At 68.5% G+C, this 22,632-nt stretch carries 19 protein-coding genes, 1 tRNA gene and 1 pseudogene; 12 read left to right on the top strand and 9 right to left on the bottom strand.

Going from position 1 to position 22,632, the window contains the following annotated elements; translation table 11 throughout:
* The first annotated feature begins 14 nt into the window (after positions 1 to 14).
* Positions 15 to 3,581 carry a DNA polymerase III subunit alpha gene (gene dnaE, locus HQ308_RS03310; protein ID WP_051613374.1) on the top strand — a complete coding sequence of 1,189 codons (3,567 nt, stop codon included), beginning with the start codon at positions 15 to 17 and terminating at the stop codon, positions 3,579 to 3,581.
* 7 nt (positions 3,582 to 3,588) lie between these two features.
* Here dnaE and HQ308_RS03305 read toward each other — a convergent pair whose 3' ends face one another.
* Positions 3,589 to 4,206: a hypothetical protein gene (locus HQ308_RS03305; protein WP_222645401.1), complete on the bottom strand. Its 618-nt coding sequence runs from the start codon at positions 4,204 to 4,206 to the stop codon at positions 3,589 to 3,591.
* 235 nt (positions 4,207 to 4,441) lie between these two features.
* Positions 4,442 to 4,681: a hypothetical protein gene (locus HQ308_RS03300; RefSeq protein WP_027505874.1), complete on the bottom strand. Its 240-nt coding sequence runs from the start codon at positions 4,679 to 4,681 to the stop codon at positions 4,442 to 4,444.
* A 141-nt stretch (positions 4,682 to 4,822) separates the two neighbouring features.
* On the opposite strand from HQ308_RS03300, the gene HQ308_RS03295 reads away from it, so the two are divergent.
* Positions 4,823 to 5,257, top strand: coding sequence for a nitroreductase family deazaflavin-dependent oxidoreductase (locus HQ308_RS03295; RefSeq protein ID WP_027505875.1), 435 nt, complete (start codon positions 4,823 to 4,825; stop codon positions 5,255 to 5,257).
* Positions 5,258 to 5,342: 85 nt separating this feature from the next.
* On the top strand, positions 5,343 to 6,674 hold the full coding sequence (gene ilvA / locus HQ308_RS03290; protein WP_027505876.1) for a threonine ammonia-lyase IlvA: 1,332 nt from the start codon (positions 5,343 to 5,345) through the stop codon (positions 6,672 to 6,674).
* 1 nt (position 6,675) lies between these two features.
* Here the strand turns inward: ilvA and HQ308_RS03285 are convergent, their stop codons facing one another.
* Positions 6,676 to 7,242 carry a TetR/AcrR family transcriptional regulator gene (locus HQ308_RS03285; protein ID WP_056446231.1) on the bottom strand — a complete coding sequence of 189 codons (567 nt, stop codon included), beginning with the start codon at positions 7,240 to 7,242 and terminating at the stop codon, positions 6,676 to 6,678.
* 89 nt (positions 7,243 to 7,331) lie between these two features.
* On the opposite strand from HQ308_RS03285, the gene HQ308_RS03280 reads away from it, so the two are divergent.
* On the top strand, positions 7,332 to 8,936 hold the full coding sequence (locus tag HQ308_RS03280; protein ID WP_308115650.1) for an MFS transporter: 1,605 nt from the start codon (positions 7,332 to 7,334) through the stop codon (positions 8,934 to 8,936).
* On the opposite strand, the gene treZ is transcribed toward HQ308_RS03280, so the two are convergent.
* Positions 8,912 to 10,690, bottom strand: a complete 1,779-nt coding sequence (treZ, locus tag HQ308_RS03275) for a malto-oligosyltrehalose trehalohydrolase (protein WP_222645400.1) — start codon at positions 10,688 to 10,690, stop codon at positions 8,912 to 8,914. The two genes, HQ308_RS03280 and treZ, sit on opposite strands and share 25 nt — an antisense overlap.
* A gap of 114 nt (positions 10,691 to 10,804) precedes the next feature.
* Between treZ and HQ308_RS03270 the strand changes: the two genes are divergently transcribed.
* From HQ308_RS03270 to HQ308_RS03260, 3 genes are all read left to right on the top strand, one after another.
* A complete protein-coding gene (locus tag HQ308_RS03270) occupies positions 10,805 to 11,479 on the top strand; it encodes an LON peptidase substrate-binding domain-containing protein (RefSeq protein WP_222637780.1) in 675 nt (224 codons plus the stop codon).
* A gap of 110 nt (positions 11,480 to 11,589) precedes the next feature.
* Complete coding sequence (pgm, locus tag HQ308_RS03265; protein WP_222645399.1) at positions 11,590 to 13,230, top strand: phosphoglucomutase (alpha-D-glucose-1,6-bisphosphate-dependent); 1,641 nt, start codon at positions 11,590 to 11,592, stop codon at positions 13,228 to 13,230.
* Positions 13,227 to 14,552, top strand: a complete 1,326-nt coding sequence (locus HQ308_RS03260) for an MFS transporter (RefSeq protein WP_081821272.1) — start codon at positions 13,227 to 13,229, stop codon at positions 14,550 to 14,552. The genes pgm and HQ308_RS03260 overlap by 4 nt, the downstream gene beginning before the upstream one ends.
* On the opposite strand, the gene HQ308_RS03255 is transcribed toward HQ308_RS03260, so the two are convergent.
* On the bottom strand, positions 14,493 to 15,215 hold the full coding sequence (locus HQ308_RS03255) for a VIT1/CCC1 transporter family protein (RefSeq protein WP_308115658.1): 723 nt from the start codon (positions 15,213 to 15,215) through the stop codon (positions 14,493 to 14,495). The two genes, HQ308_RS03260 and HQ308_RS03255, sit on opposite strands and share 60 nt — an antisense overlap.
* Before the next feature lie 141 nt (positions 15,216 to 15,356).
* Here HQ308_RS03255 and HQ308_RS03250 point away from each other — a divergent pair, with 141 nt between their 5' ends.
* The gene (locus tag HQ308_RS03250) at positions 15,357 to 16,115 is read left to right on the top strand and encodes a thioredoxin domain-containing protein (RefSeq protein ID WP_027505882.1); all 759 of its coding nucleotides are present in this window, start codon (positions 15,357 to 15,359) and stop codon (positions 16,113 to 16,115) included.
* 93 nt (positions 16,116 to 16,208) lie between these two features.
* Positions 16,209 to 16,281, top strand: a tRNA-Ala gene (locus HQ308_RS03245).
* 85 nt (positions 16,282 to 16,366) lie between these two features.
* On the opposite strand, the gene HQ308_RS03240 is transcribed toward HQ308_RS03245, so the two are convergent.
* The gene (locus HQ308_RS03240; protein WP_027505883.1) at positions 16,367 to 16,711 is read right to left on the bottom strand and encodes an Lsr2 family protein; all 345 of its coding nucleotides are present in this window, start codon (positions 16,709 to 16,711) and stop codon (positions 16,367 to 16,369) included.
* Between the two features lie 288 nt (positions 16,712 to 16,999).
* Between HQ308_RS03240 and HQ308_RS03235 the strand changes: the two are divergent.
* Both HQ308_RS03235 and HQ308_RS03230 read left to right on the top strand, forming a co-directional pair.
* Positions 17,000 to 17,791, top strand: a pseudogene (locus tag HQ308_RS03235) (N-acetylmuramoyl-L-alanine amidase); the annotation flags it as partial.
* A 47-nt stretch (positions 17,792 to 17,838) separates the two neighbouring features.
* Positions 17,839 to 18,846 (top strand): GTP-binding protein, encoded by a 1,008-nt coding sequence (locus HQ308_RS03230; RefSeq protein ID WP_027505884.1) that lies wholly within the window; start codon positions 17,839 to 17,841, stop codon positions 18,844 to 18,846.
* Here HQ308_RS03230 and HQ308_RS03225 read toward each other — a convergent pair.
* From HQ308_RS03225 to glp, 3 genes are read right to left on the bottom strand one after another with little or no spacing between them, the layout of a single operon-like run.
* Positions 18,843 to 19,256 carry a molybdenum cofactor biosynthesis protein MoaE gene (locus HQ308_RS03225; RefSeq protein ID WP_204868029.1) on the bottom strand — a complete coding sequence of 138 codons (414 nt, stop codon included), beginning with the start codon at positions 19,254 to 19,256 and terminating at the stop codon, positions 18,843 to 18,845. The genes HQ308_RS03230 and HQ308_RS03225 overlap by 4 nt on opposite strands.
* A complete protein-coding gene (moaCB, locus tag HQ308_RS03220) occupies positions 19,253 to 20,275 on the bottom strand; it encodes a bifunctional molybdenum cofactor biosynthesis protein MoaC/MoaB (protein ID WP_285185367.1) in 1,023 nt (340 codons plus the stop codon). The genes HQ308_RS03225 and moaCB overlap by 4 nt, the downstream gene beginning before the upstream one ends.
* A complete protein-coding gene (gene glp, locus HQ308_RS03215; RefSeq protein WP_222645398.1) occupies positions 20,272 to 21,477 on the bottom strand; it encodes a gephyrin-like molybdotransferase Glp in 1,206 nt (401 codons plus the stop codon). The genes moaCB and glp overlap by 4 nt, the downstream gene beginning before the upstream one ends.
* 89 nt (positions 21,478 to 21,566) lie before the next feature.
* Between glp and moaA the strand changes: the two genes are divergently transcribed.
* Positions 21,567 to 22,631: a GTP 3',8-cyclase MoaA gene (moaA, locus tag HQ308_RS03210; protein WP_222645397.1), complete on the top strand. Its 1,065-nt coding sequence runs from the start codon at positions 21,567 to 21,569 to the stop codon at positions 22,629 to 22,631.
* Position 22,632: the final 1 nt, after the last annotated feature.

Raw genomic sequence — 22,632 nt, 5'->3', positions numbered from 1 at the left:
CGCGTGTGCGGAGAATGTTGTCGGCCCGACGACCTAGAGTGGCTCCCGTGTCGGACTTCGTTCATCTCCACAATCACACCGAGTACTCCATGCTGGACGGGGCGGCGAAGATCGCGCCGATGTTCGCGGAGGCCCAGCGCCTGGGGATGAGCGCGGTCGGGATGACCGACCACGGCAACATGTACGGGGCCAGTGAGTTCTACAACGAGGCCAAGAAGGCCGGGGTCAAGCCCATCATCGGGATCGAGGCCTACATCGCCCCGGAGTCCCGTTTCAACAAGAAGCGCGTGCTGTGGGGAGACCGCAGCCAGAAGTCGGACGACGTCTCGGGCAGCGGCGCGTACACGCACATGACGATGGTGGCGGAGAACGCGACGGGTCTGCGCAACCTGTTCAAGCTGTCGTCCCTCGCGTCCACCGAAGGGCAGCTGGGCAAGTGGGCGCGCATGGACGAGGAGATCATCGCCAACCACGCCGAGGGCATCATCGCCACCACCGGCTGCCCGTCCGGCGAGATCCAGACCCGGCTTCGTCTGGGCCACGAGCGTGAGGCGCTCGAGGCGGCGGCCAAGTGGCAGGAGATCTGGGGCCCCGACAACTTCTTCCTCGAACTGATGGACCACGGTCTGTCGATCGAGCGGAGGGTGCGAGAAGGACTGCTGAGCATCGGGGAGCAGCTCGGCATCCCCCCGCTCGCGACCAACGACTGCCACTACGTCACCAAGGACGCGTCGGTCAATCACGAAGCGCTGCTGTGCATTCAGACCGGCAAGACGCTGAGCGATCCCACCCGGTTCAAGTTCGACGGCGACGGCTACTACCTCAAGTCCGCGGAGGAGATGCGCGCCCTCTGGGACGACGAGGTGCCCGGCGCGTGCGACTCCACGTTGCTCATCGCCGAACGCGTCCAGTCCTACGACGAGGTGTGGGAGCACCGCGACCGGATGCCGGTGTTCCCGGTGCCGGAGGGCTACACGCAGGGCACCTGGCTCCGCAAGGAGGTCATGGACGGCCTGCACCGCCGCTTCCCCGATGGTCCGACGGAGGAGTACCTCTCCCGTGCGGACTACGAGATCAGCGTCATCCTCGAGATGGGCTTCCCCGCCTACTTCCTCGTCGTCGGTGACCTCATCAACCACGCCAAGGAGGTCGGCATCCGCGTCGGCCCCGGTCGAGGTTCGGCGGCCGGGTCGCTCGTCGCCTACGCGATGGGGATCACCAACATCGACCCGCTCCCGCACGGTCTGCTGTTCGAGCGGTTCCTCAATCCCGAGCGCGTCTCCATGCCCGACATCGACATCGACTTCGACGATCGCCGACGCGGCGAGATGGTGCGCTACGCCACCGAGAAGTGGGGCAGTGATCGTGTCGCGCAGGTGATCACGTTCGGCACCATCAAGACGAAGGCCGCCATCAAGGACTCGGCCCGCGTGCAGTTCGGGCAGCCGGGCTTCGCCATCGCCGACCAGATCACCAAGGCACTGCCCCCGCCCGTGATGGCGAAGGACATCTCGGTCGCGGGCATCACCGATCCGACGCACGAGCGGTACAAGGAGGCCACCGAGGTCCGCTCGCTGATCGACTCGAACCCCGACGTCGCGAAGATCTACCAGACCGCCAAGGGTCTCGAGGGGCTGATCCGCAACGCCGGCGTCCACGCCTGCGCGGTCATCATGTCCTCGGAGCCGCTGACCGACGCCATCCCGGTGTGGAAGCGTCCGCAGGACGGCGCCATCATCACCGGCTGGGACTACCCGTCCTGCGAGGCCATCGGCCTGCTGAAGATGGACTTCCTGGGGCTGCGCAACCTCACGGTCATCGGTGACGCCATCGACAACATCAAGGCCAATCGCGGCATCGACATCGACCTCGACGCCCTGCCTCTCGATGATCCGGCGACGTTCGAACTGCTCTCGCGCGGAGACACTCTCGGCGTGTTCCAGCTCGACGGCAGCGCGATGCGGGACCTGCTGCGCAAGATGCAGCCCACCGGATTCGAGGACATCGTCGCCGTCCTGGCGCTCTACCGGCCCGGTCCGATGGGCATGAACTCGCACAACGACTACGCCGATCGCAAGAACGGCCGTCAAGAGGTCAAGCCGATTCACGCCGAACTCGAGGAACCGCTGAAGGTCATCCTCGGCGAGACGTACGGCCTGGTGGTCTACCAGGAGCAGATCATGCAGCTGGCGCAGAAGGTCGCCGGCTACTCGCTCGGCCAGGCCGACCTGCTGCGGCGCGCCATGGGAAAGAAGAAGCTGTCCGAGCTGGAGAAGGCGTACGCCGGATTCCGCCAGGGCATGCTGGACAACGATTTCTCCGAGGCCGCCATCAAGGCGCTATGGGACACCGTGCTCCCGTTCGCCGGCTACGCGTTCAACAAGTCGCACTCGGCGGGGTACGGGCTGGTGTCCTACTGGACGGCGTATCTCAAGGCCAACTACCCGGCCGAGTACATGGCCGGACTGCTCACCAGTGTCGGCGACGACAAGGACAAGGCGGCGATCTATCTCGCCGACTGCAGACGGCTCGGCATCACCGTGCTGCCGCCGGACGTCAACGAGTCCGAGCTCAACTTCGCCTCGGTGGGCGAGGACATCCGCTTCGGTATGGGCGCGGTGCGCAACGTGGGCGCCAACGTCGTGGCGTCCATCATCTCGGCGCGCAAGGAGAAGGGGAAGTTCACCGACTTCTCCGACTACCTGGCCAAGATCGATGCGACTGCCTGCAACAAGAAGGTCACCGAGTCTCTCGTCAAGGCCGGTGGTTTCGATTCGCTGGACCATCCACGCAAGGGTCTGATGCTGATCCACGCCGACGCGATCGACTCGGTGCTGGGCACCAAGAAGGCGGAGGCCATCGGCCAGTTCGACCTGTTCGGCGGCGTCGACGCCGACGAGTCCATCACCTCCGTCTTCAACGTGAAGATCCCGCCCGAGGAGTGGGACAGCAAGCACCGTCTCGCGTTGGAGCGGGAGATGTTGGGGCTGTACGTGTCCGGGCATCCGCTGAACGGAGTCGAGCACGTGCTCGCGGCTCAGTCGGACACCGCCATTCCCACGATCCTCGAGGGCAGTCTGAAGGACGGCACGCAGGTCACGGTGGGCGGCATTCTGGCCTCGGTCAACCGACGGGTGAACAAGAACGGTCTGACCTGGGCGTCCGCCCAGCTCGAGGATCTCACCGGCGGTATCGAGGTGCTGTTCTTCCCGCAGGCGTACTCCGTGTTCGGTGCGGACGTCGCCGAGGACGCCGTGGTGCTGGTGAAGGCCAGGGTGTCGGCTCGGGACGATCGGATCTCGCTCATCGCGAACGACATCGCGGTTCCCGATCTGTCGTCCGTCGGTGTCGCCAAGCCCGTCGCCGTCAGCTTGCCGACGCGTCAGTGCACCGCGGACAAGGTCGGGGCGCTCAAGCGGGTGCTGGCCAGCCATCCCGGCACCACCGACGTGCACCTGCGCCTCATCAGTGGCGACCGGGTCACCATGCTCAAGGTGGACGAGAAGCTGCGCGTCACACCGTCGTCGGCGCTGATGGGCGATCTCAAGGCGCTGCTCGGACCCGGCTGCCTCACCGTCTGACGCTGCCTCACCGTCTGACGACGGCCGACCGCTCGACGGCTGCCGCGAGGTAGGCATCGGGATCGACGCCGAACGGGTTGTCCCACAAGCCCTCCGCGATGACGTCGCGGTAGCGGTCGGTCGGCACTCCGCGTTCTCGCACGTGGCTCGACGTCAGAGTCATCGCCGGGACGCCGTCGATGTCGTCCAGGCGCAGCGCCGCGTCGTACTTGCCGCGGTGCGGCTCGGGCGACACCTCGACCGGCAGCAGCGCCCACGCTCCCGGCCGTGTCGGTAGGGACGCGCGGACGTCGAGTGTCTGCTCCGTCTGCGCGTTCTCCACCGTCGAGATGTGGTCGAGGGCGGCCCAGTCGAGCAGGTAGGCGCGGGCGATGCTGTCGGAGTCGGGGGAGGGTGTGAGCGAGAGGAACGCGGACGCTCCGGTCCACCGGGCCGAGACGCCGGCGAAGTACACCGCATGCGGCACGGTGATCCACCGGTGTTCGCGAGGAAGCGAGAGTGTCCGCTGGGCGGCGTGCGCACCGAATCTGCTGTCGGCCGCGGAGCCGCCCAAGTAGGCGTCGAGGCGTGCGGGCAGGGTGTTCGAGCCGTAGCCGACGTACCAGACGAGTTCGTGACTGTTCACAGGGACGGACGGTACCGTCGGATCGTCACGTCGAACTCGACCGAGAGGGATGATCGCATGATCACGAACTTCATCAACGCCGTGCTCGAACTCGTCGGTGGCATCGCCGCCGGAAGCAGCGGTCTCTACCTGGCCCCCGGTGTCCTGCCGTTCGGTTCCTGACATACGGCCGGACCACACGAACGCCGACGGGGCGCCCACGTGGAGTGGGCGCCCCGTCGGTGTCTGTCCGTGATCAGTGTCGGGTGCGGAACCGCTCGGTCGCGCCGAGGGCCCACCACAGCGTCACGCCGACAGCGGCGGAGGTGAGGACTGCCGTCTGCATGCTGACTGTCAGTGCGAGAGCGGCGAAGAGGATGACGGCGACCATGATGCTCTCGAGCTTGTAGAGCGGCCAGTCGGTGCCGGCCACGTCCACGGTACGAACGCTCGTCGAGTGCCGCGGGCGTGTGAACTGCAGGTCGACCGTGGTCATATTCGCCTCCCGAACCATTCGTGTTCCGTGTGCCGTGCGTTGGTCCCCAGGCTACACGTACATGGAAGTTAGGGCGACCGAAACCTCCTGATCACCCTGCGGATGGTTGCCGGAGACCGCCGAGGTGTGTGTACTGGGATCATGCCGCTGCACGGAGAGTACGAGCCGAGTCCGTCCACCTGGGCCGCCGATCAGGCCGACCTGTACGAGAGCTCGGGAGGGACCGAGGGCACCGAGATGCGGGGGATGCCCGTCATCCTCCTCACGACCATCGGGAACAAGACGGGCAAGCTCCGTCGGACCCCTCTGATGCGCGTGGAGCACGACGGTGCGTACGCCGCCGTCGCGTCGCTCGGCGGCGCGCCGAAGCACCCCGTCTGGTACTTCAACGTGCTCGCGAACCCCCACGTCGAACTGCGGGACAAGACCGAGAAGTGGGACATGGTCGCGCGCGAGGTCCACGGCGAGGAGAAGGCGCAGTGGTGGGAGCGCGCGGTCGCGGCCTACCCCGACTACGCGGACTACCAGAAGAAGACCGACCGCGAGATCCCTGTCTTCGTGCTCGAGCGGGCCTGAGCGCAGATTCGTCACCCCCGCCGGCGGCCGCTCCGCAGGTGAGGGTGGGTCGGTGGTCGTCGCACCACCGTGGCAGCATGTCCGTGTGACCGAGACGACGAGCCGTACCGACGCCGCTGCGCCGACCGCAGACGACATCGATGCCGCGGCCGTCCGGCTGCGGGACGTGGCCACCCGCACCCCGCTCGAGTTCTGCGAGCGGTTGTCCGAGCAGACGGGTGCGCGGATCCACCTCAAGCGCGAGGATCTCCAGCGCGTGCGCTCGTACAAGTTGCGCGGCGCGTACAACCTCATGCTGCAACTCGACGACGACGAGCGTGCGGTCGGTGTCGTGGCGGCGAGCGCCGGCAATCACGCGCAGGGTGTCGCGTTCGCGTGCCGGGCGCTCGGCATCCGCGGTCGCATCTACGTGCCGACCAACACCCCGAAGCAGAAGCGCGATCGCATCGCCTTCCACGGCGGCGACATGGTGCAGGTCATCAGCGTCGGTTCCACCTTCGATGCGGCCGCGGCGGCCGCCCTCGCCGACGTCCGCACCACCGGTGCCACCATCGTGCCGCCGTTCGACGACCCGAGAACCGTCGCGGGACAGGGAACCATCGCCGCGGAGATCCTGGAGCAACTCGGTGCCGCTCCGGACGTTGTCGTGGTCGCGGTGGGCGGTGGTGGGTGCATGACGGGCATGTCGGCGTACCTCGCCGAGCGGTCGCCGAACACCTCCGTCGTCGGTGCGGAACCCACCGGCGCCGCATCCATGGCGGCGGCGCTCATGGCCGGCGGCCCCGTCACACTCGACGAGATCGACCCGTTCGTCGACGGCGCCGCCGTGCGCCGGATCGGCGATCTCCCGTACCGGGTCGTGTCGTCGCTCGGCGCGACCGTCGCCTCGCATGCCTCGGTGACGGTCGGTGCGGGCCACGACGGACGCGGGTCGGTGGTGGTCACGCAGGTGGACGAGGGTGCCATCTGCACCGCGATGCTGGATCTGTACCAGAGTGAGGGCATCATCGCCGAACCCGCCGGAGCGCTGTCGGTGGCCGCGCTGTCGCAGATCGACATCCCGGCCGGCTCGTCCGTCGTGTGCCTGATCTCGGGCGGTAACAACGACGTCTCGCGCTACGGGGAGATTCTCGAACGGTCGCTCGTGCACAAGGGGCTCAAGCACTACTTCCTCGTCGACTTCCCGCAGGAGCCGGGCGCACTGCGCACGTTCCTGGACGTCGTTCTCGGTCCGGAGGACGACGTGACGCTGTTCGAGTACGTCAAGCGCAACAACCGCGAGACGGGTGCCGCGCTGGTGGGTATCGAGCTCGGTTCGGCCGCGGGCCTGTCGTCCCTCCTCGAGCGGATGGAGACGTCGCCGATGCACGTCGAGCATCTCGAGCCCGGGTCTCCCGCGTACCGCTACCTGACCTGAGTCATCCGGCTGACCCCTGACCGCTCGGGTCGACACTGCTCGAACCGCCACCGAGGAGCCGTTCGACCACGTCGCGGTGCAGGTCGGGCGGCGTGTGGGGGAGGCCGAGCAGCGCGGCGAGGTAGATGCCGTCGCCCACCAGCCGCACGATCTCGGCCTGCACCGGATCGGTCACCTCGCGCTGCAGCGCGCGGTCCCACATGCCCATGACGTCGATGACGGCCTGCTGCACCTCGCCGGGTCTACCGTCGATGCTGCGCAGCGCGGCGAGAGTGGAGCGGTAGAGCGCCACCTCCTCGGCGGACGAGGCGTCCGGTGGCTGGAGATACCACTGCGCCAGCGAGGTGCCGGCGGCCTCCGCCTCGACGCGTTGGACGTCGGATCGTTCACCGAGGCGACGCACCAGCGCGGCCATCATCGCGTCCTTGCTGGGGAAGTGGTACAGCAGACCGCCTTTCGAGACGCCGGCCCGAGAGGCCACCGCCTCGAGGGTGGCCTTGTCCGCGCCGTCGTCGAGGAGCAGCGTCTCGAGGGCGTCCAGGATGCGGTCGCGTGTGTCGGCTGCCATGACACGCACTGTACCGGCCGGACGGTTGTTGCTACGCTGTCGGTGTCCGTCGACTGTACCGTCCGGACGGTAAACGAAAGAGGTGCCTCGTGTCCGTGTCCCCGGCAGCGTCCGTGCAGCCGAATCCCGACGATCTCGTACCGGCCGGCGCCACCCGCCGCGACTGGCTCGGTCTGGTGGTGCTGGCCGGTGCCGTGATGCTCATCGCCGTCGACGGCACCGTCCTCGACATCGCGCTGCCGTTCCTCAGCGCGGATCTCCGCCCGAGCAGCACCGAGCTGCTGTGGATCATCGACGTCTACTCGTTCGTCCTCGCCGGCCTGCTGGTCACCATGGGCACCGTCGGCGACCGCATCGGACGACGGCGGTTGCTCCTGATCGGCGCGGTCGGTTTCGGGCTGTCCTCGGTGCTCGCCGCCTTCGCGGTCGACCCCGCGATGATGATCGCGGCCCGTGTGCTGCAGGGTATCTCGGGTGCCACGTTGATGCCCGCCACCCTGGGCCTGATCCGCACGATGTTCCAGGTGCGCCGTGAACGCACGCTCGCGATCGGTGTCTGGGGTGCCATGGCCGGCGGCGGCGCGGCGGCGGGTCCTCTGGTGGGCGGGTGGCTTCTCGAGCACTTCTGGTGGGGCTCGGTCTTCCTGATCAACGTGCCGATCATGATCGCGCTGGTCGTCGTGGGTCCGTTCACCATCCCGGAGTCCAAGGATCCGGAACCGGGCCGATTCGACGTACCCAGCGCCGCGCTGTCGATCCTGGCCATCGTTCCCGTCGTCTACGCGATCAAGGAGACCGCGGCTCACGGGCCGCACCCGTCGATGATTCCGGTCGCGCTGGTCGGTCTGGCCGCGGGCACCGTCTTCGTCCGCCGGCAGGGCCGACTCGCCGCTCCGATGATCGACCTGACGCTGTTCGCGCAGCGTCGCTTCGCGACGGCCGTCGCGACGAACCTGCTGTCCGTCTTCGCGCTCGCGGGAGTGCTGTTCTTCGGCTCGCAGTACCTGCAGTCGGTTCTCGGCACGTCCCCGCTGGAGGCCGGTCTGATCATGCTGCCGGGAACGGCGACGAGCATCGTCGCGTCGCTCGCCGCCGCACATCTCGTACGCCGCTGGGAGGCGGGCACCGTTCTCGCCGTGGGACTCGGGGTCTCCGCGGCGGGGGCACTGCTCCTGACACGTCTCGGTCAGACCGACGGCATCCCTGTGTTCATGGCGTCGTTCGTCCTGGTCGGTGTCGGCGCGGGCCTCGCGCTGACGCTGACGTCGGATCTGGTGGTCGCCTCGGTTCCCGCGCCGCGCGCCGGCGCAGCGTCCGCAATCTCCGAGACGGCGTACGAACTCGGGATCGCCCTCGGCGTCGCGTTGCTCGGTTCGGTGGTGATGGCCGTGTTCCGTGGCGGTATCGACACGTCGGCGCTCGACCCGGACACCGCGTCGGGTGCCCGCGAGACCATCGGCGAGGCGGTCTCGCTCGCGCGGACGCTACCGGCGGAACTCGGTGACGCTCTGACCAGTTCGGCCGGCGCCGCCTTCGTCGACGGGATGCACGTCGCGGCGGTGGCCACCGCGATCGTGCTCGCCGCCAACGCTCTCCTCGTGGCTCTGGCTCTGCGTGGCTCGGACGCCGGCGACGCGCGGGCCGAGCCGGAAAGTCACTCCAGCGATACTCACTCCAGCACGACGAAGGAGTGACCCGGAACGGTCGTCGCCGACGCGGTCGCGTTCGGCGTCGGCTCGTCCCACCACAGCAGCGGTGAGCCGCCCACCGGCACTGTCACCGGCGAGTCGGTGAGGTTGCACGCGATGCTCAGACCACGGCCCGCGGTGGGGTGCGCCCGGTGGATCACGATCCATCGGGCGTCCTCGTCGTAGTCGACGTGCACGCCGGTCAACCACGGGTTCGTGATCTCGATGCGCTGGGCGCGCAACGCCAGAAGTGCTCGGTAGCAGTCGAGTACGCGGGCGTGATCACCCTCGGTGACCTCGTCCCAGTTCAGCTTCGAGTTCTCGAACGTCGCGGGATCCTGCGGGTCGGGGATGTCCTCGCTGTCCCACCCGTGGGACGCGAACTCGGCCTTGCGGCCCTTCGCGGTGGCCTCACCCAGCTCGGGTTCGGGATGGGAGGTGAAGAACTGGAACGGGGTGGAGGCGTCGAACTCCTCACCCATGAAGAGCATCGGGGTGAAGGGGGACAACAGGATCAGCGCCGCCTTGACCGCCAGCTGCCCCGGCGTGAGTGAGAAGCCGGGACGATCGCCGATTGCGCGGTTGCCCACCTGATCGTGCGTCGTGGTGTACGCGACGAGCGAGCTCGCCGGGAGCACCCGTCGGTCCAGGGGTCGACCGTGCACGCGGCCACGGAAGGTCGAATACGTCCCGGCGTGGAAGAAGCCCTGCGTGATGGTGGTCGCGAGGCACTGCATCGAGCCGAAGTCACCGAAGTAGCCCTGACGTTCGCCGGACACCGCTGCGTGCACGGCATGGTGGACGTCGTCGTCCCACTGGGCAGTGAGGCCGTACCCGCCGCCCGCCCGGGGAGTGATGAGCGTCGGGTCGTTGAGGTCACTCTCCGCGACCAGGCTCAGGGGTCGACCGACGTGCGCCGACAGGGCCTCGGTCTCCACGGCGAGCTGCTCGAGGATGTGGGTGGCCGTGGTGTCGGCCAGGGCGTGCACCGCATCGAGACGGAGCGCGTCCACGTGGAACTGCTCGAACCACCGCAGTGCGTTGTCGATGATGTAGCGCCGCACCGTGTCCGACTCCGCGCCGGCCACGTTGACCGTCTGTCCCCAGGAGTTCGCACCCTCGGACATGTACGGGCCGAACTTCTCGAGGTAGTTGCCCGACGGACCCAGGTGGTTGTAGACCACGTCGAGCGTGACGGCCAGCCCCCGGGCGTGGCAGGCGTCGACGAACCGCTGGAAACCTTCCGGACCGCCGTAGCCCTCGTGGACGGTGTACCAGAGGACGCCGTCGTAGCCCCAGTTGTGTGTCCCGTTGAAACCGTTGACGGGCATGACCTCCACGAACGTCACGCCGAGGTCGACGAGGTGATCGAGTCGGTCGATCGCCGCGTCGAACGTCCCCTCCGCGGTGAAGGTGCCGATGTGCAGTTCGTACAGCACGCCGCCCGCCAGCGGGCGACCCGTCCACGCGTCGTCGGTCCACGCGAAGGTGTCCGCGGAGTACAGCGCCGACGCCTCGTGCACGCCGTCCGGCTGCCGCGGCGAGCGCGGATCCGGGATCACCGCATCGTCGTCGTCCAGGACGAAGCCGTACCGGGCACCGTCGGCGGCGGGCACCTCGGCGCTCCACCACCCGTCCTTCTCGGTCATCGGGTGCAGGTCGCCGTCGAGGTGCAGTCGGACCCGCTCGGGTGTGGGTGCCCAGACCGCGAACGTCCGGGGTCCAGTGGTGCGGGAAGCGGCGCGAACCGGAGTGCTCATGGACGCATCCTTACCCAGTAGCCGGGCCACCGACACCGGACCGGCGGGGGAGTTGCACCACACCCGGGTCGTCGGGTTCTGTCGCGGTGGTCGCGGTGAGTGCATGCTGGTGGTGTGGACGACGACATGCACGCCCGGTCCGACGACATCTACGAGCTCCCGATGTTCCCGCTCGGCTCGGTGGTACTTCCGGGGGACGACGTGCCGTTGCACGTGTTCGAGCCCCGCTACCGCGCGATGGTGCAGCACTGCCTGGACACCGAGTCGCACTTCGGGGTGGCGCTCATCGAGCGAGGCCACGAGGTCGGCGGCGGGGACGTGCGCGGCGTGGCCGCAGTGTCGACCCGGATCGACCGCGCCCTCCCCACACCGGACGGGCGCTTCGTGCTCGAGTGCCGCGGAGTCGACCGGATCCGCGTGCTGGAGTGGCTGCCGGACGATCCGTACCCGCGGGCGCGTGTCACCGCCTGGCCCGATCTCCCGGCGGGCGACGAGTCGCTGGACGAGGTGTACGACCTCGTGCAGGAGCGCACCGACCGGCTGTTCGAGATCCTGACCGGCATCGCACGCTCGCGTGATCTGCCCACACCCGAGGCGCCGCGTGTCGACGCGGACGGAACGCGCTCCGGCGCCGAGGTCTGGGAGTTCGCGTCGTCCCTGCCGCTCGGCTCGTCCGATCGCGCGAAGGTGCTCGCGGCAGAAACGGTCGGACGACGACTCCACGTCCTCGCGACCGCTCTCGAGGACGTCATCGCGATCGCCGAGTTCTCCGCGCTGCCCGATCTCTGACCGTCCGACGACGCGGTCGGGGTCTCGATCCGACAGTCGTGGTCCGCGGTCGTTGCTCGCCCACTAGGGTTCTCGGGGCGGGGGTACGCAATCGACACAGGAGGACCCGAGTGGCTCACGAGCGAGCGGGACAACGGGCACAGGCATCGGATCTGGTCGATCTGTCGCATCTGGTGACGGCCTACTACAGCGTGAAGCCGGACGTCGAGAATCCCGATCAGCAGGTGGTCTTCGGTACCTCCGGACATCGTGGATCGTCCCTGGACGGCGCCTTCAACGAAGACCACATCGTGGCCACGACACAGGCCATCGTGGAGTACCGGTCCGCGCAGGGCACCACGGGACCGCTCTTCCTCGGTCGCGACACCCACGCGCTCTCCGAGCCCGCGTGGGTCACCGCCGTGGAAGTTCTCGCGGCCAACGACGTTGCGGTGCTGGTGGATTCGGCAGACCGCTACACGCCCACCCCGGCGGTGAGCCACGCGATCCTGCGTCACAACGCCTCGGGTCCGTCGGCGCTCGCGGACGGCATCGTCGTCACGCCGTCCCACAACCCGCCGCGCGACGGCGGTTTCAAGTACAACCCGCCGAACGGTGGACCCGCCGACAGCGACGCCACCTCCGTGATCGCGGCGCGCGCCAACGAGATCCTGCGCTCCGGTGTGTCGTCCGTGAAGCGCGTGTCCCTGGCGTCGGCACTGGCCGGGTCCGTGCAGAAGTACGACTTCCTCACCAGGTACGTGGACGATCTCCCGTCCGTCGTCGACATCGATGCCATCCGGTCCGCGGGTGTGCGCATCGGCGCCGATCCGCTGGGCGGTGCGAGCGTCGACTACTGGGCGGCGATCGCCGAGCGACACCGCCTCGATCTGACCGTGGTCAACCCGCTCGTCGACGCGACATGGCGGTTCATGACCCTGGACACCGACGGCAAGATCCGGATGGACTGCTCGTCGCCCAACGCGATGGCGTCGTTGATCGGCGCCCGGCACGACTACGACGTGTCGACGGGCAACGACGCCGATGCGGACCGGCACGGCATCGTCACCCCCGACGGCGGACTGATGAACCCGAACCACTACCTCGCGGTGGCGATCGACTACTTGTTCTCGCACCGGCCGGGATGGCCCGCCGAGGCGGCGGTCGGCAAGACCCTCGTCAGTTCCTCGATGATCGACCGCGTCGTGGCCTCGCTCGGTCGCACCCTGCTCGAGGTGCCCGTGGGGTTCAAGTGGTTCGTGCCCGGTCTCGTCTCCGGTGAGATCGGGTTCGGCGGCGAGGAGAGCGCCGGCGCCTCGTTCCTGCGGACGGACGGATCCGTCTGGACCACCGACAAGGACGGCATCATCCTGGCCCTGCTCGCCTCCGAGATCACCGCGGTGACCGGGAAGACACCGTCGACCCGCTACCGGGAGCTCACCGAGCAGTTCGGTGACCCGTCCTACGCACGCACCGATGCGCCCGCGACGCGCGAGCAGAAGGCCGTGTTGGCGAAGCTGTCGGCGGAGCAGGTCACCGCGACCACCCTGGCGCGGGAGGACATCACCGCCACGCTCACCTCGGCTCCCGGCAACGGGGCGGCTCTGGGCGGACTCAAGGTCACCACGGACAGCGCCTGGTTCGCCGCTCGGCCGTCGGGTACGGAGGACGTCTACAAGATCTACGCCGAGTCCTTCCGCGGTGCGGATCACCTCGCCGAGGTGCAGAGCGCCGCACGCGATCTCGTGTCGTCCGTCCTGACCGGGGAGTGAGCGCCGCAGCAGGGGCCGGTGCCGGGACGCGGGGGACCGCCCCCGATCCCACCCGCGACATCTGGATCCTCGTCTCGGCCGCGTTCGTCATCGCACTCGGCTTCGGCATCGTCGCGCCCGCGCTCCCGGGGTTCGCGCTCGCCTTCGGGGTCGACGAGTTCGCGGTCACCGTCATCATCAGTGCCTTCGCGGCGACACGGCTGATCTTCGCGCCCGCCAGCGGATCGCTCGTGCAGCGCATCGGCGAGCGCCGGGTCTACCTCACCGGTCTCGTCGTCGTCGCGGTGTCGACCGGGTTGTGCGCACTGGCCCAGACGTACTGGCAACTCCTCCTCTTCCGGTCGCTCGGCGGTATCGGGTCCACCATGTTCACCGTGTCCGCGCTGGGACTGCTCATCCGGATCGCCCCGCCCGATCGCCGCGGGCGCGTCTCCGGCATGTACGCGTCGAGCTTCCTGGCCGGCACAGTCCTGGGCCCGTTCGTGGGCGGCATCGTGCTCGGTGTCGGAGGTCTGCGGGCGCCGTTCGTCTTCTACGCCGTGACGCTGGTCGCGGCCGCCGCCGTCGTCGCGGTGGGCCTACGAACACCCGCCGCGACCACGGAGGCCGATCGGGACGCGGCGGTCGTGCTGCGGTTCGCCGACGCCCTGCGCTCCCCGACGTACCGGTCGGCCCTGCTGTCCAACTTCGCCAACGGATGGGCGGTGTTCGGCGTGCGCACGGCCATCGTGCCGCTGTTCGTCGTCGCCGCGCTCGGACGCAGCGATTCCATGGCCGCCGTGGCCCTCGCGGTGTTCGCGGTGGGCAACGCGGTGGTGTTGGTGCCGGCGGGGCGATGGTCCGATCGGTACGGGCGCAAGCCGTTCCTCGTCGCCGGGCTCCTGCTGTGCGGCGCATCGACCGCGACCATGGGCATCTCGGGATCGACGGAGGTGTTCCTCGTGATCACCTTCGTCGCCGGGCTCGGGTCCGGGCTGATCACGCCGACCCAGCAGGCGGCGGTGGCCGACATGATCGGCTCGCGCGCCCGCGGAGGCCCCGTCCTCGCCGCATTCCAGATGGCCATGGACGTGGGCTCGGTCATCGGGCCGCTGGTCGCCGGTGTACTCGTGACGGAACTCTCCTACGCGGCCGCGTTCGGGACCTCGGGCGCCATCCTGCTGATCGCCGCGGTCGGTTGGATGGTGGTACCCGACACGCGGTCCGGGCGGGTGTCGCTGACCGGGAAGCCCAGCGCGGTGACGATCGATCCGGACGGCGACTCAGGCGGTGCCGACACCGATGAGGGATCCGACGGCGTAGGTCGCCGCGACGGCGAGTGAGCCGAACAGTAGTTGGCGGAGCGCTCCGACGACGGTCGACCGCGAGGTGAAGTGCGCGGCGAGCGCGCCGGCGATCATGAGGCCCACGGCGCCGCACGCGAGCCCGAGGGCGAGGACGTCCGATCCCAGCAGGAACGGTATGAGCGGAATGATCGCGCCGATCGAGAACAGGACGAAGGACGATCCGGCCGCCACCCACGGTGACGGCTTCTCGGTGGGGTCGACACCCAACTCCCGCGAGATGTGCAGATCCACGGCACGATCGGCGTCCGTGTGGATCTCGCGCGCGGCGACCGTGGCCGTCTCGGTCGACATGCCCATGTCGGTGAGCATGCCCACCAACTCCGCCTGTTCGGCCTCCGGGTACTTCGTCAACGCGGCGCGCTCGGTGGTCACCTCGGCATCGATCTGCTCGTTCTGGGTGGACACGGACGTGAACTCGCCGAGTGCCATCGAGAACGCTCCCGCTACGAGGCCGGCGATGCCGCTGAGGACCAGCGTGTGCGTCGAGACGCCCGCACCGCCGACACCCGCGATGAGCGAGGTGTTGGTCACCAGTCCGTCCATGGCCCCGAACGTGGCGGCCCGGAGCCAGCCTCCCGAGACGTCGGCGTGTGTGTGATCGATGTCGTGGGGCAGGCCGGGCCCTCCCTCGACGGGCACGGCGGACGCCTGCGGATCACGGGGCTCGATGTGGGTCACGGGGCGAATGTACGCGCGCCGGAACGTCTCTACCAGCAAGCATTGGCATACCTGACATCCAGTTCTCAGCACACTGTCAGTCGCGCGTGACACAGTATTCGCGTGAATGCCTCGAAATCGTCGTCATCGAAATCGTCGAGCAAGTACACGCCACAGAAGTCGTCGAGCACGTCGACCTATGTTCTGGGCGGTCTCGCTCTCCTGGTCATCGCGGCCGTCGTCATCGGCGGAGTGTTGTGGCAGAACTCCCGCAGCCAGCCGCGCGCCGACGGATACGGGTCCGTGCAGAATGCGGCGGTCACCTCCTCGGTCGACGACGACGGCGTGGTGCGGCTGGGTCTCCCGGAGGCGACACGCACGGTCGACATCTACGAGGACGCGATGTGCCCGTACTGCGCCGAGTTGGAGAACACCTACGGCCAGGAACTCGCGCAGAAGATCGACGAGGGCACCATCGCGGTGCGCTATCACATGCTCGACTTCCTGAATCAGTTGTCGCCCAGCGGTGACTACAGCACCCGTGCGGCCGCCGCATCGCAGTGCGTCGCCGCCACGGGCGACGGGCCCGCCTACTCAGCATTCCACTCGGCCCTGTTCTCGCCGGACTTCCAGCCGGAGGAGAAGGGCAGCGCGGACCACACCGCCGACGAGCTCGCCGCCCGCGCCACGGAGGCGGGAGCCTCCGACGAGGCGGCACAGTGCATCACCGACGGAACGCGAGTGGCGGACGCCGCCACCGACGCTGCGACGGGAAGCGCGGCGCTCGCAGCTGCCGGCGCGCGAGGCACTCCCACCGTCATCGTGGACGGCGCGATCGTCGACACCACCACCAACTCCGCCTGGGTGTCCGATCTCGGCTGACGCTGATTTGGACCTCGTCGAACCGATGGTGTAACTTCGGTCGGGCGTTCTTCGAGCGGTGCGAAACACTCTTTCTCACGGTCAGAAGAGCACGGGGCTATGGCGCAGCTGGTAGCGCACCACACTGGCAGTGTGGGGGTCAGGGGTTCGAGTCCCCTTAGCTCCACCGAGTAACGGCTCCACCGAAGTAGGCGGACACGCTAAAGGCCCCGTACCGGTCAGGTACGGGGCCTTTCGCGTGTGATGTGGTGTCAGTGCGCTGCGTCGTACGCGCTCTGCACCTCGGAGGGAATGCGCCCGCGGCTCGACACCGTGAATCCCGCGTCCACGGCCCATTCGCGTACGGCCCTGGTCTGTTCGGGACTGCGTCGTCCCATCGGCTTCGTGCTGCGTCGTCCGCTGTGCGTTCCGGCCGACACCTTCGCCGCGTGCTCGATGTAATAGCCCAGAACACGTCGGAACTCGGCGGCATTGTCGGGCCCGAGGTCGATCTCGTAGTGCGTGCCGTCGACCGCGAACGTGATGTGTTCGCCGTCGTCCTCGAGAGGTGTTCTGTCGATGTCGTCGACCAGCTGAACAACGACCTTCTTCGCCATGTCTTCTGCTTTCGTCGCTGAGCTCGGTTAATCACGCTTTGCCGAGACCATACCGTGTGAACCGCCCTTCCAATTCGGTCGGGGGCGCCGCGATACACGTCATTTTCTCGGGGCGCGGAGCCATTGTGCACGGATATCGCGATTCACGCTGTCCGGACTCGCGAACGGTCACGACGGGGTCACGGACGGCTACCGATCATCACACGTTCAACCAATTCGCCGTGCCATTCTTGGAAATCGCGAGAACATCGTGTCGGCGCACGTGCGCCGAGGTGGGAAGTGGGGCGTATGCGATCGTCGGTTGCACGACACTGTGGTGTCTCGATCCTCGCGGTCGCACTGGTCTCCGTGGCGGTCCCGCCGGGGGCCGCTGCGATCCCGGTGACACCGGACGCACCGCTCGGGGGCACCGTGATCTTCCTCGATCCCGGACACCAGGGAACGGGCCACGGGGAGAACCTCGCAGCGCAGGTGGACGACGGCCGGGGCGGTACGAAGGACTGCCAGACGAGCGGGATGACGGCGCTCGGCGGAACGCCGGAACACACCATCGTCTGGGACGTGTCGCAACTGGTGGCCTCGCGCCTCGAGAGTCTGGGTGCCGAGATCGTGCTGAGCCGGCCGGACGACACGGGATGGGGTGGGTGCATCACCGACCGCGCGCGAGCGGCGAGTGCATCGGGCGCCGCGGTGGCGGTGAGTGTTCACGCCGACTCCACCTCACTCCGGTCCGACGACGCGCATCACGGATTCCACGTCATCGTCCCGGCGCTGCCGGTGCCGTCCGCCGACGTCGACGAGGTGCAGTCCGGTGAAGGACGGCGTGCATCCACCGCCATGCGGGACGCGTAGGAGCGAGCCGGATTCACACCGGCGAACTATGCGGGGGTGGACGGGCTGCAGGTGCGATCCGACGTGGCCGCCCCCGCTCTCACGACCGTCCCCGTCGTCTTCCTCGAGATGGGCAACGGGTCGAACCCGTCGGATGCCGCCGAGCTCGAGAGTGCCGAGGGTCGCGCGTCCCATGCGGCGGCGATCGCGACCGGGATCGTCGATTTCGTGGCGGGAAGGCCGGAGGCCGGTCGGTAGGGGCGGGAAGGCTGAATCGGCTGACGTACCCTGACGCGGTGTCTCGCAGCGCTGTTCCGGTCGTCCTCGTCGCCGGGTACCTCGGATCCGGTAAGACGACGTTGCTCAACCATCTCCTCCGCCGCAATCACGGCATTCGAATCGGTGTGGTGGTCAACGACTTCGGCGCCGTGGACATCGACTCGATGCTGGTCGCCGGGCAGGTCGACTCGATGATCACCCTGGGCAACGGCTGTCTGTGTTGCGCCGTCGACACCGAGGATCTCGACGAGATGTTCGGAGCCCTCACCGCGACCAGTGCCGCCGTCGACGCGATCGTCGTCGAGGCCAGCGGTGTGGCGGAGCCACGTGCTCTCATCAGGATGGTCGTCGCGAGCACCGACTCGCGGATCCGGTACGGCGGCATGGTGATGGTCGTGGACGCCCTGCACGTACTCGAGTCGACGGCCCGGCACCAGCACCTCGCTCAGCATCTCGGACTCGCCGACCTGGTGGTGGTGAACAAAGCGGATGCGGTGGGACCCGGACGCATCGACGAGGTGCTCACGCTGGTGCGCGACGCGGCTCCCCCTGCCCCGACGGTGGTGACGTCGCACGGAGCCGTGGACGTGTCGCTCCTTCTCGATCCGCCGGAGCGCCCCGACGACGGGCCCCGGCAACTCGCGCTCGACGATCTGTTGCGGGAGCAGGACGATCCCCACGACCACCTGCACGCGAGTTACGAGACGTTCAGCGTAGAGACCAGCGACTGCCTCGATCCGCGGGCGTTCTTCGAGTTCCTCGAGAACCCGCCGCCGGGGCTGTACAGATCCAAGGGATTCGTTCGATTCGGCCGTGGCGCGGCGCGATTCGTCGTCCAGACGGTCGGCGTCCACATCGACGTCGAGACCGCCTCGTCCCGTGGAGACACCGCGCTGGTCTTCATCGGCTCGGGACTCGACGTCGCGGCGGCGCGTGCCCGGATCGAGGCGATGATCCGCACCGAGAGTGCGACCGACGCAGAATCACTCGTGGTGCACAGGTTCCTGCGCACCAGCGACCGCTAGAGCCCCACCCACTCGCTGGTGCCGCCGGGGAACTGCTGGCGCTTCCAGATCGGCACCTCGGTCTTGATGCGATCGACCAACGCCTGCAACGCTGCGAATGCTTCGGCGCGATGGGGAGACGCGACCGCGGCGACGAGAGCGGTGTCACCGATCGTCAGGTCGCCGACGCGGTGCACGGCCGCCGTCGGCAGGCCGGACGACGCGGCCGCGTCCTCGCAGCAGCGACGCAGGAACTTCTCGGCGTCGGGGTGGGCTCGGTACTCGAGTGCCGACACCGACTCGCCGTGGTCGTGGTCGCGGACGACTCCCCAGAACACCAGCACGGCACCGTGTTCAGGACCCGAGACGGCGTCGGAGACCTCCGCCGGATCGATCGGATCGCTCGAGATCCGGGCGAGAACCGTTGTCATTCGTGAGCACCGCCTCCGCGTACCTGGGCGACGAGATGGTCCACGATCGGATCCAGCACCGTCAATCCGTCCTTCACTCCGCCGGGTGATCCGGGCAGGTTCACGATCACTGTCTTCCCAGCGACGCCCACCAACCCGCGGCTGATCGAGGCGTGCACGGTGGCTGCCAGTCCCGTACGTCGGATCTCCTCCGCGACGCCGGGTAGTTCGCGGTCGAGCAGTGGCCGGGTGGCGTCGGGTGTGGCGTCGGTGGGGGAGACGCCCGTGCCGCCGGTGCTGATGATCAGGGCGGGTCCGCCGGTGAGGGCGTCTCGTAAGCCCGCGGCCACGTCGGCGTCTGCCACCACGAGAGGCCCCCGAACGTCGAAACCGCGGTCACCGAGCCACGACACGATGCGCGGTCCCGTGGTGTCCTCGCGCGTCCCGGCTGCGCCGCCGGTGGACGCGACGACGACGACCGCAGTTCGATCGCCGAGAGGCGTTGCTGTGGAGGAGGTGTCGGGCTGGTGGTCGTCGCGCGTCCACACGCCGCGCTTGCCACCCTCCTTGCGGATCAGACGCACCGACTCGATCGACGCTGCCGGATCCACGGCCTTGACCATGTCGTGCAGCGTGAGCCCGGCGATGGACACCGCCGTCAGTGCTTCCATCTCGACGCCCGTCCGCCCGGTCGTGACGGCTGTAGCCTCTATCGTGATCGTGTCGTCGGTGAAGCCGAAGGACACCGCGACCGAGGACAGCGGAAGCGGATGGCACAGCGGAATGAGATCGGACGTCCGCTTCGCTCCGGCGATGCCGGCGATGCGTGCGGTCGACAGGACATCGGCCTTCGGCATGCCGTCGGCACGCACCAGGGCGATCACGTCCCGAGTCGTCCGTAGGGACCCGGCGGCGACCGCGGTGCGCGTGGTCTCGCTCTTCCCGCTGACGTCGACCATGCGGGCCCGGCCGTCGGAGTCCAGGTGCGAGAGCCCTGTGGAGGAACTCCCGGATGAGTGCGCAGCGGATGAATCGTTCACAGCGGCCACACTCGCACACTGTTGCCCGCGGGCACCTCGACGGTGTCCGCGGGGACGTCGACCAGGACATCCGCGGCGGCCATCGACACCACCAGGTGCGACCCCGGTCCGGACGACACCACGACGCCGGTCTTCGTGAGTCGGCCCCGCAGGAACTGACGCCGTCCGGGCAGGGATCGGACTGCCTCGTCGGCGATGCGCTCGGTGACGGTCGCGTCGGGGAGGCCCGAGAGCCTCCGGATCGCTGGACGGGCGAAGACGAGGTAGGACACCAGGGTGCTCACGGGATTGCCGGGGAAGCTGATCACCGGGGTGCCGTCGAGGTCGGTCCACCCCTGCGGCCCACCGGGCTGCATCGCGACGTGGGTGAAGGTTCCCCCGCGGGGGCCGAGCACGTCCCGGACCACCTCGAAGTCGCCCATCGACACACCCCCCGAGGTGATGATCACGTCCGCGTTCTCGGCGGCCTCGGACAGCATCGCGGAGAACTCGTCGGCGGTGTCGGTACTGCGGCCGCGGAACGTCACCACGGCGCCGTCCGCGGTCACCGAGGTCGCGAGCGTGAGACCGTTCGAGTCGTACAGCTGACCGGGTCCGAGTGCACTGCCCGCCTCGACGAGTTCGGCGCCGGTCGCGATGACCGCGACCCGCAGCCGGGGGCGGACGGTGACGTCGGATCGGCCGACGGCCGTGAGAGCGCCGAGGTGACGGGGGCCGAGCGTCGTGCCGGCCGGGACGACGACCGACCCCGCCGCGATGTCGCTGCCCTGCTCCCGCACGTACTCACCCGAGCGCCGTGAGCCGAGGATGCGGACACCGTCCCCGTCCATCTCGGTGTCCTCGACGGGGATCACCGCGTCGGCGCCCTCGGGTACCGGAGCGCCGGTCATGATCTTGCGTGCCGTGCCCGACCGATGCCGTTCGTCCCCGGCATCGCCGGCGGCGAGAACGCCGGTGACCGGCAGTGTGACCGGTACGCGGGCAACCGATTCCGCGTCGACCGCGTATCCGTCCATCTGGGAGTTCCGGAAGTTGGGGACGTCGATGAGGGCCTCGATGTCCGCGTGCGTCACGCGGCCGAGCGCATCGGTGAGCGGAACCGTCTCCGGGAGGCGAGCGGACCACGCGCGGGTGATCATCTCGTCGATCCGAACGGCGTGATCCTCGACCGAGCGTGCCGACGTCGTGTGCGCATGGCCCATGCGGTCATCCTAGAGCGGGAATGAGGACGGTCGGGTTCCCGTTGCCCCGAACGGGCATACTGACGTGAACGGCCAGTGGAGGTGATCGGATGACGACGGTGAGCATGGGAATTCCCAGCCTGCCCGGTGTCGTGCGCGCGCCGTCCATGGTCGGCCGTCCGGACGTTCCGCACCTGCTGGACAGTTTCGGTCGCATCGCGCGGGACCTGCGCATCTCGGTCACCGAGAAGTGCTCGCTGAGATGCACCTACTGCATGCCGGCCGAGGGGCTGCCGAACCTGGAGTTCGAACAGCTGCTCACCGCGCAGGAGATAGCCCGCCTCGTCGGCGTCGCCGATCGACTCCTCGGTGTGCGCGAGGTCCGCTTCACCGGCGGCGAGCCGTTGGTCCGCAAGGACATCGTGGACATCATTGCCCTGACCTCTCAGCACGCACCCGGTGTCGAACTGTCGATGACCACCAACGGCATCGGCCTCGAACGCCGAGCGGAGCGTCTTCGCGAGGCGGGTCTGACCCGAGTCAACGTCTCTCTCGACACGATCGACCGCAAGCACTTCGCATCGTTGACCCGGCGGGACCGGCTGCCCGCCGTGCTCGGCGGCATCGACGGGGCCCTGGCGGCCGGACTGACGCCGGTCAAGATCAACGCCGTTCTCATGCGCGAGACTCTGCACGGCGCTCAGGACCTGGTGCAATGGTGCCTGGACCGAGGTGTCGATCTGCGGTTCATCGAGCAGATGCCGCTCGACGCCGACCGGGAGTGGGCGCGCTCGACGATGGTGTCGGCGGCGGAACTGCTCGAGCTGCTCGGGGAGCGGTTCACGCTCACCGAGATCGGCCGCACCGATCCGTCCGCGCCCGCCGAGGAGTGGACCGTGAACGGTGGCCCCGCCACGGTGGGCATCATCGCCTCGGTCACCCGGTCCTTCTGCGCCGACTGCGACCGGACCCGGTTGACGGCGGAGGGGACCGTGCGGTCCTGCCTGTTCAGCGACTCCGAGACCGATCTGCGGGTGGCGTTGCGCGGGGGTGCGACCGACGAGGAGATCGCGGACCTCTGGCGTGGAGCGATGTGGAACAAGTGGGCCGGCCACGGGATGGAACGTGAGGACTTCGTGCCGCCGGAACGCTCGATGGGTGCCATCGGTGGTTGAG

This window comes from Rhodococcus sp. BP-241, from assembly GCF_019836145.1.
Taxonomy (GTDB): domain Bacteria; phylum Actinomycetota; class Actinomycetes; order Mycobacteriales; family Mycobacteriaceae; genus Rhodococcoides.
This window is presented reverse-complemented; position numbering and strand designations above follow the sequence as displayed.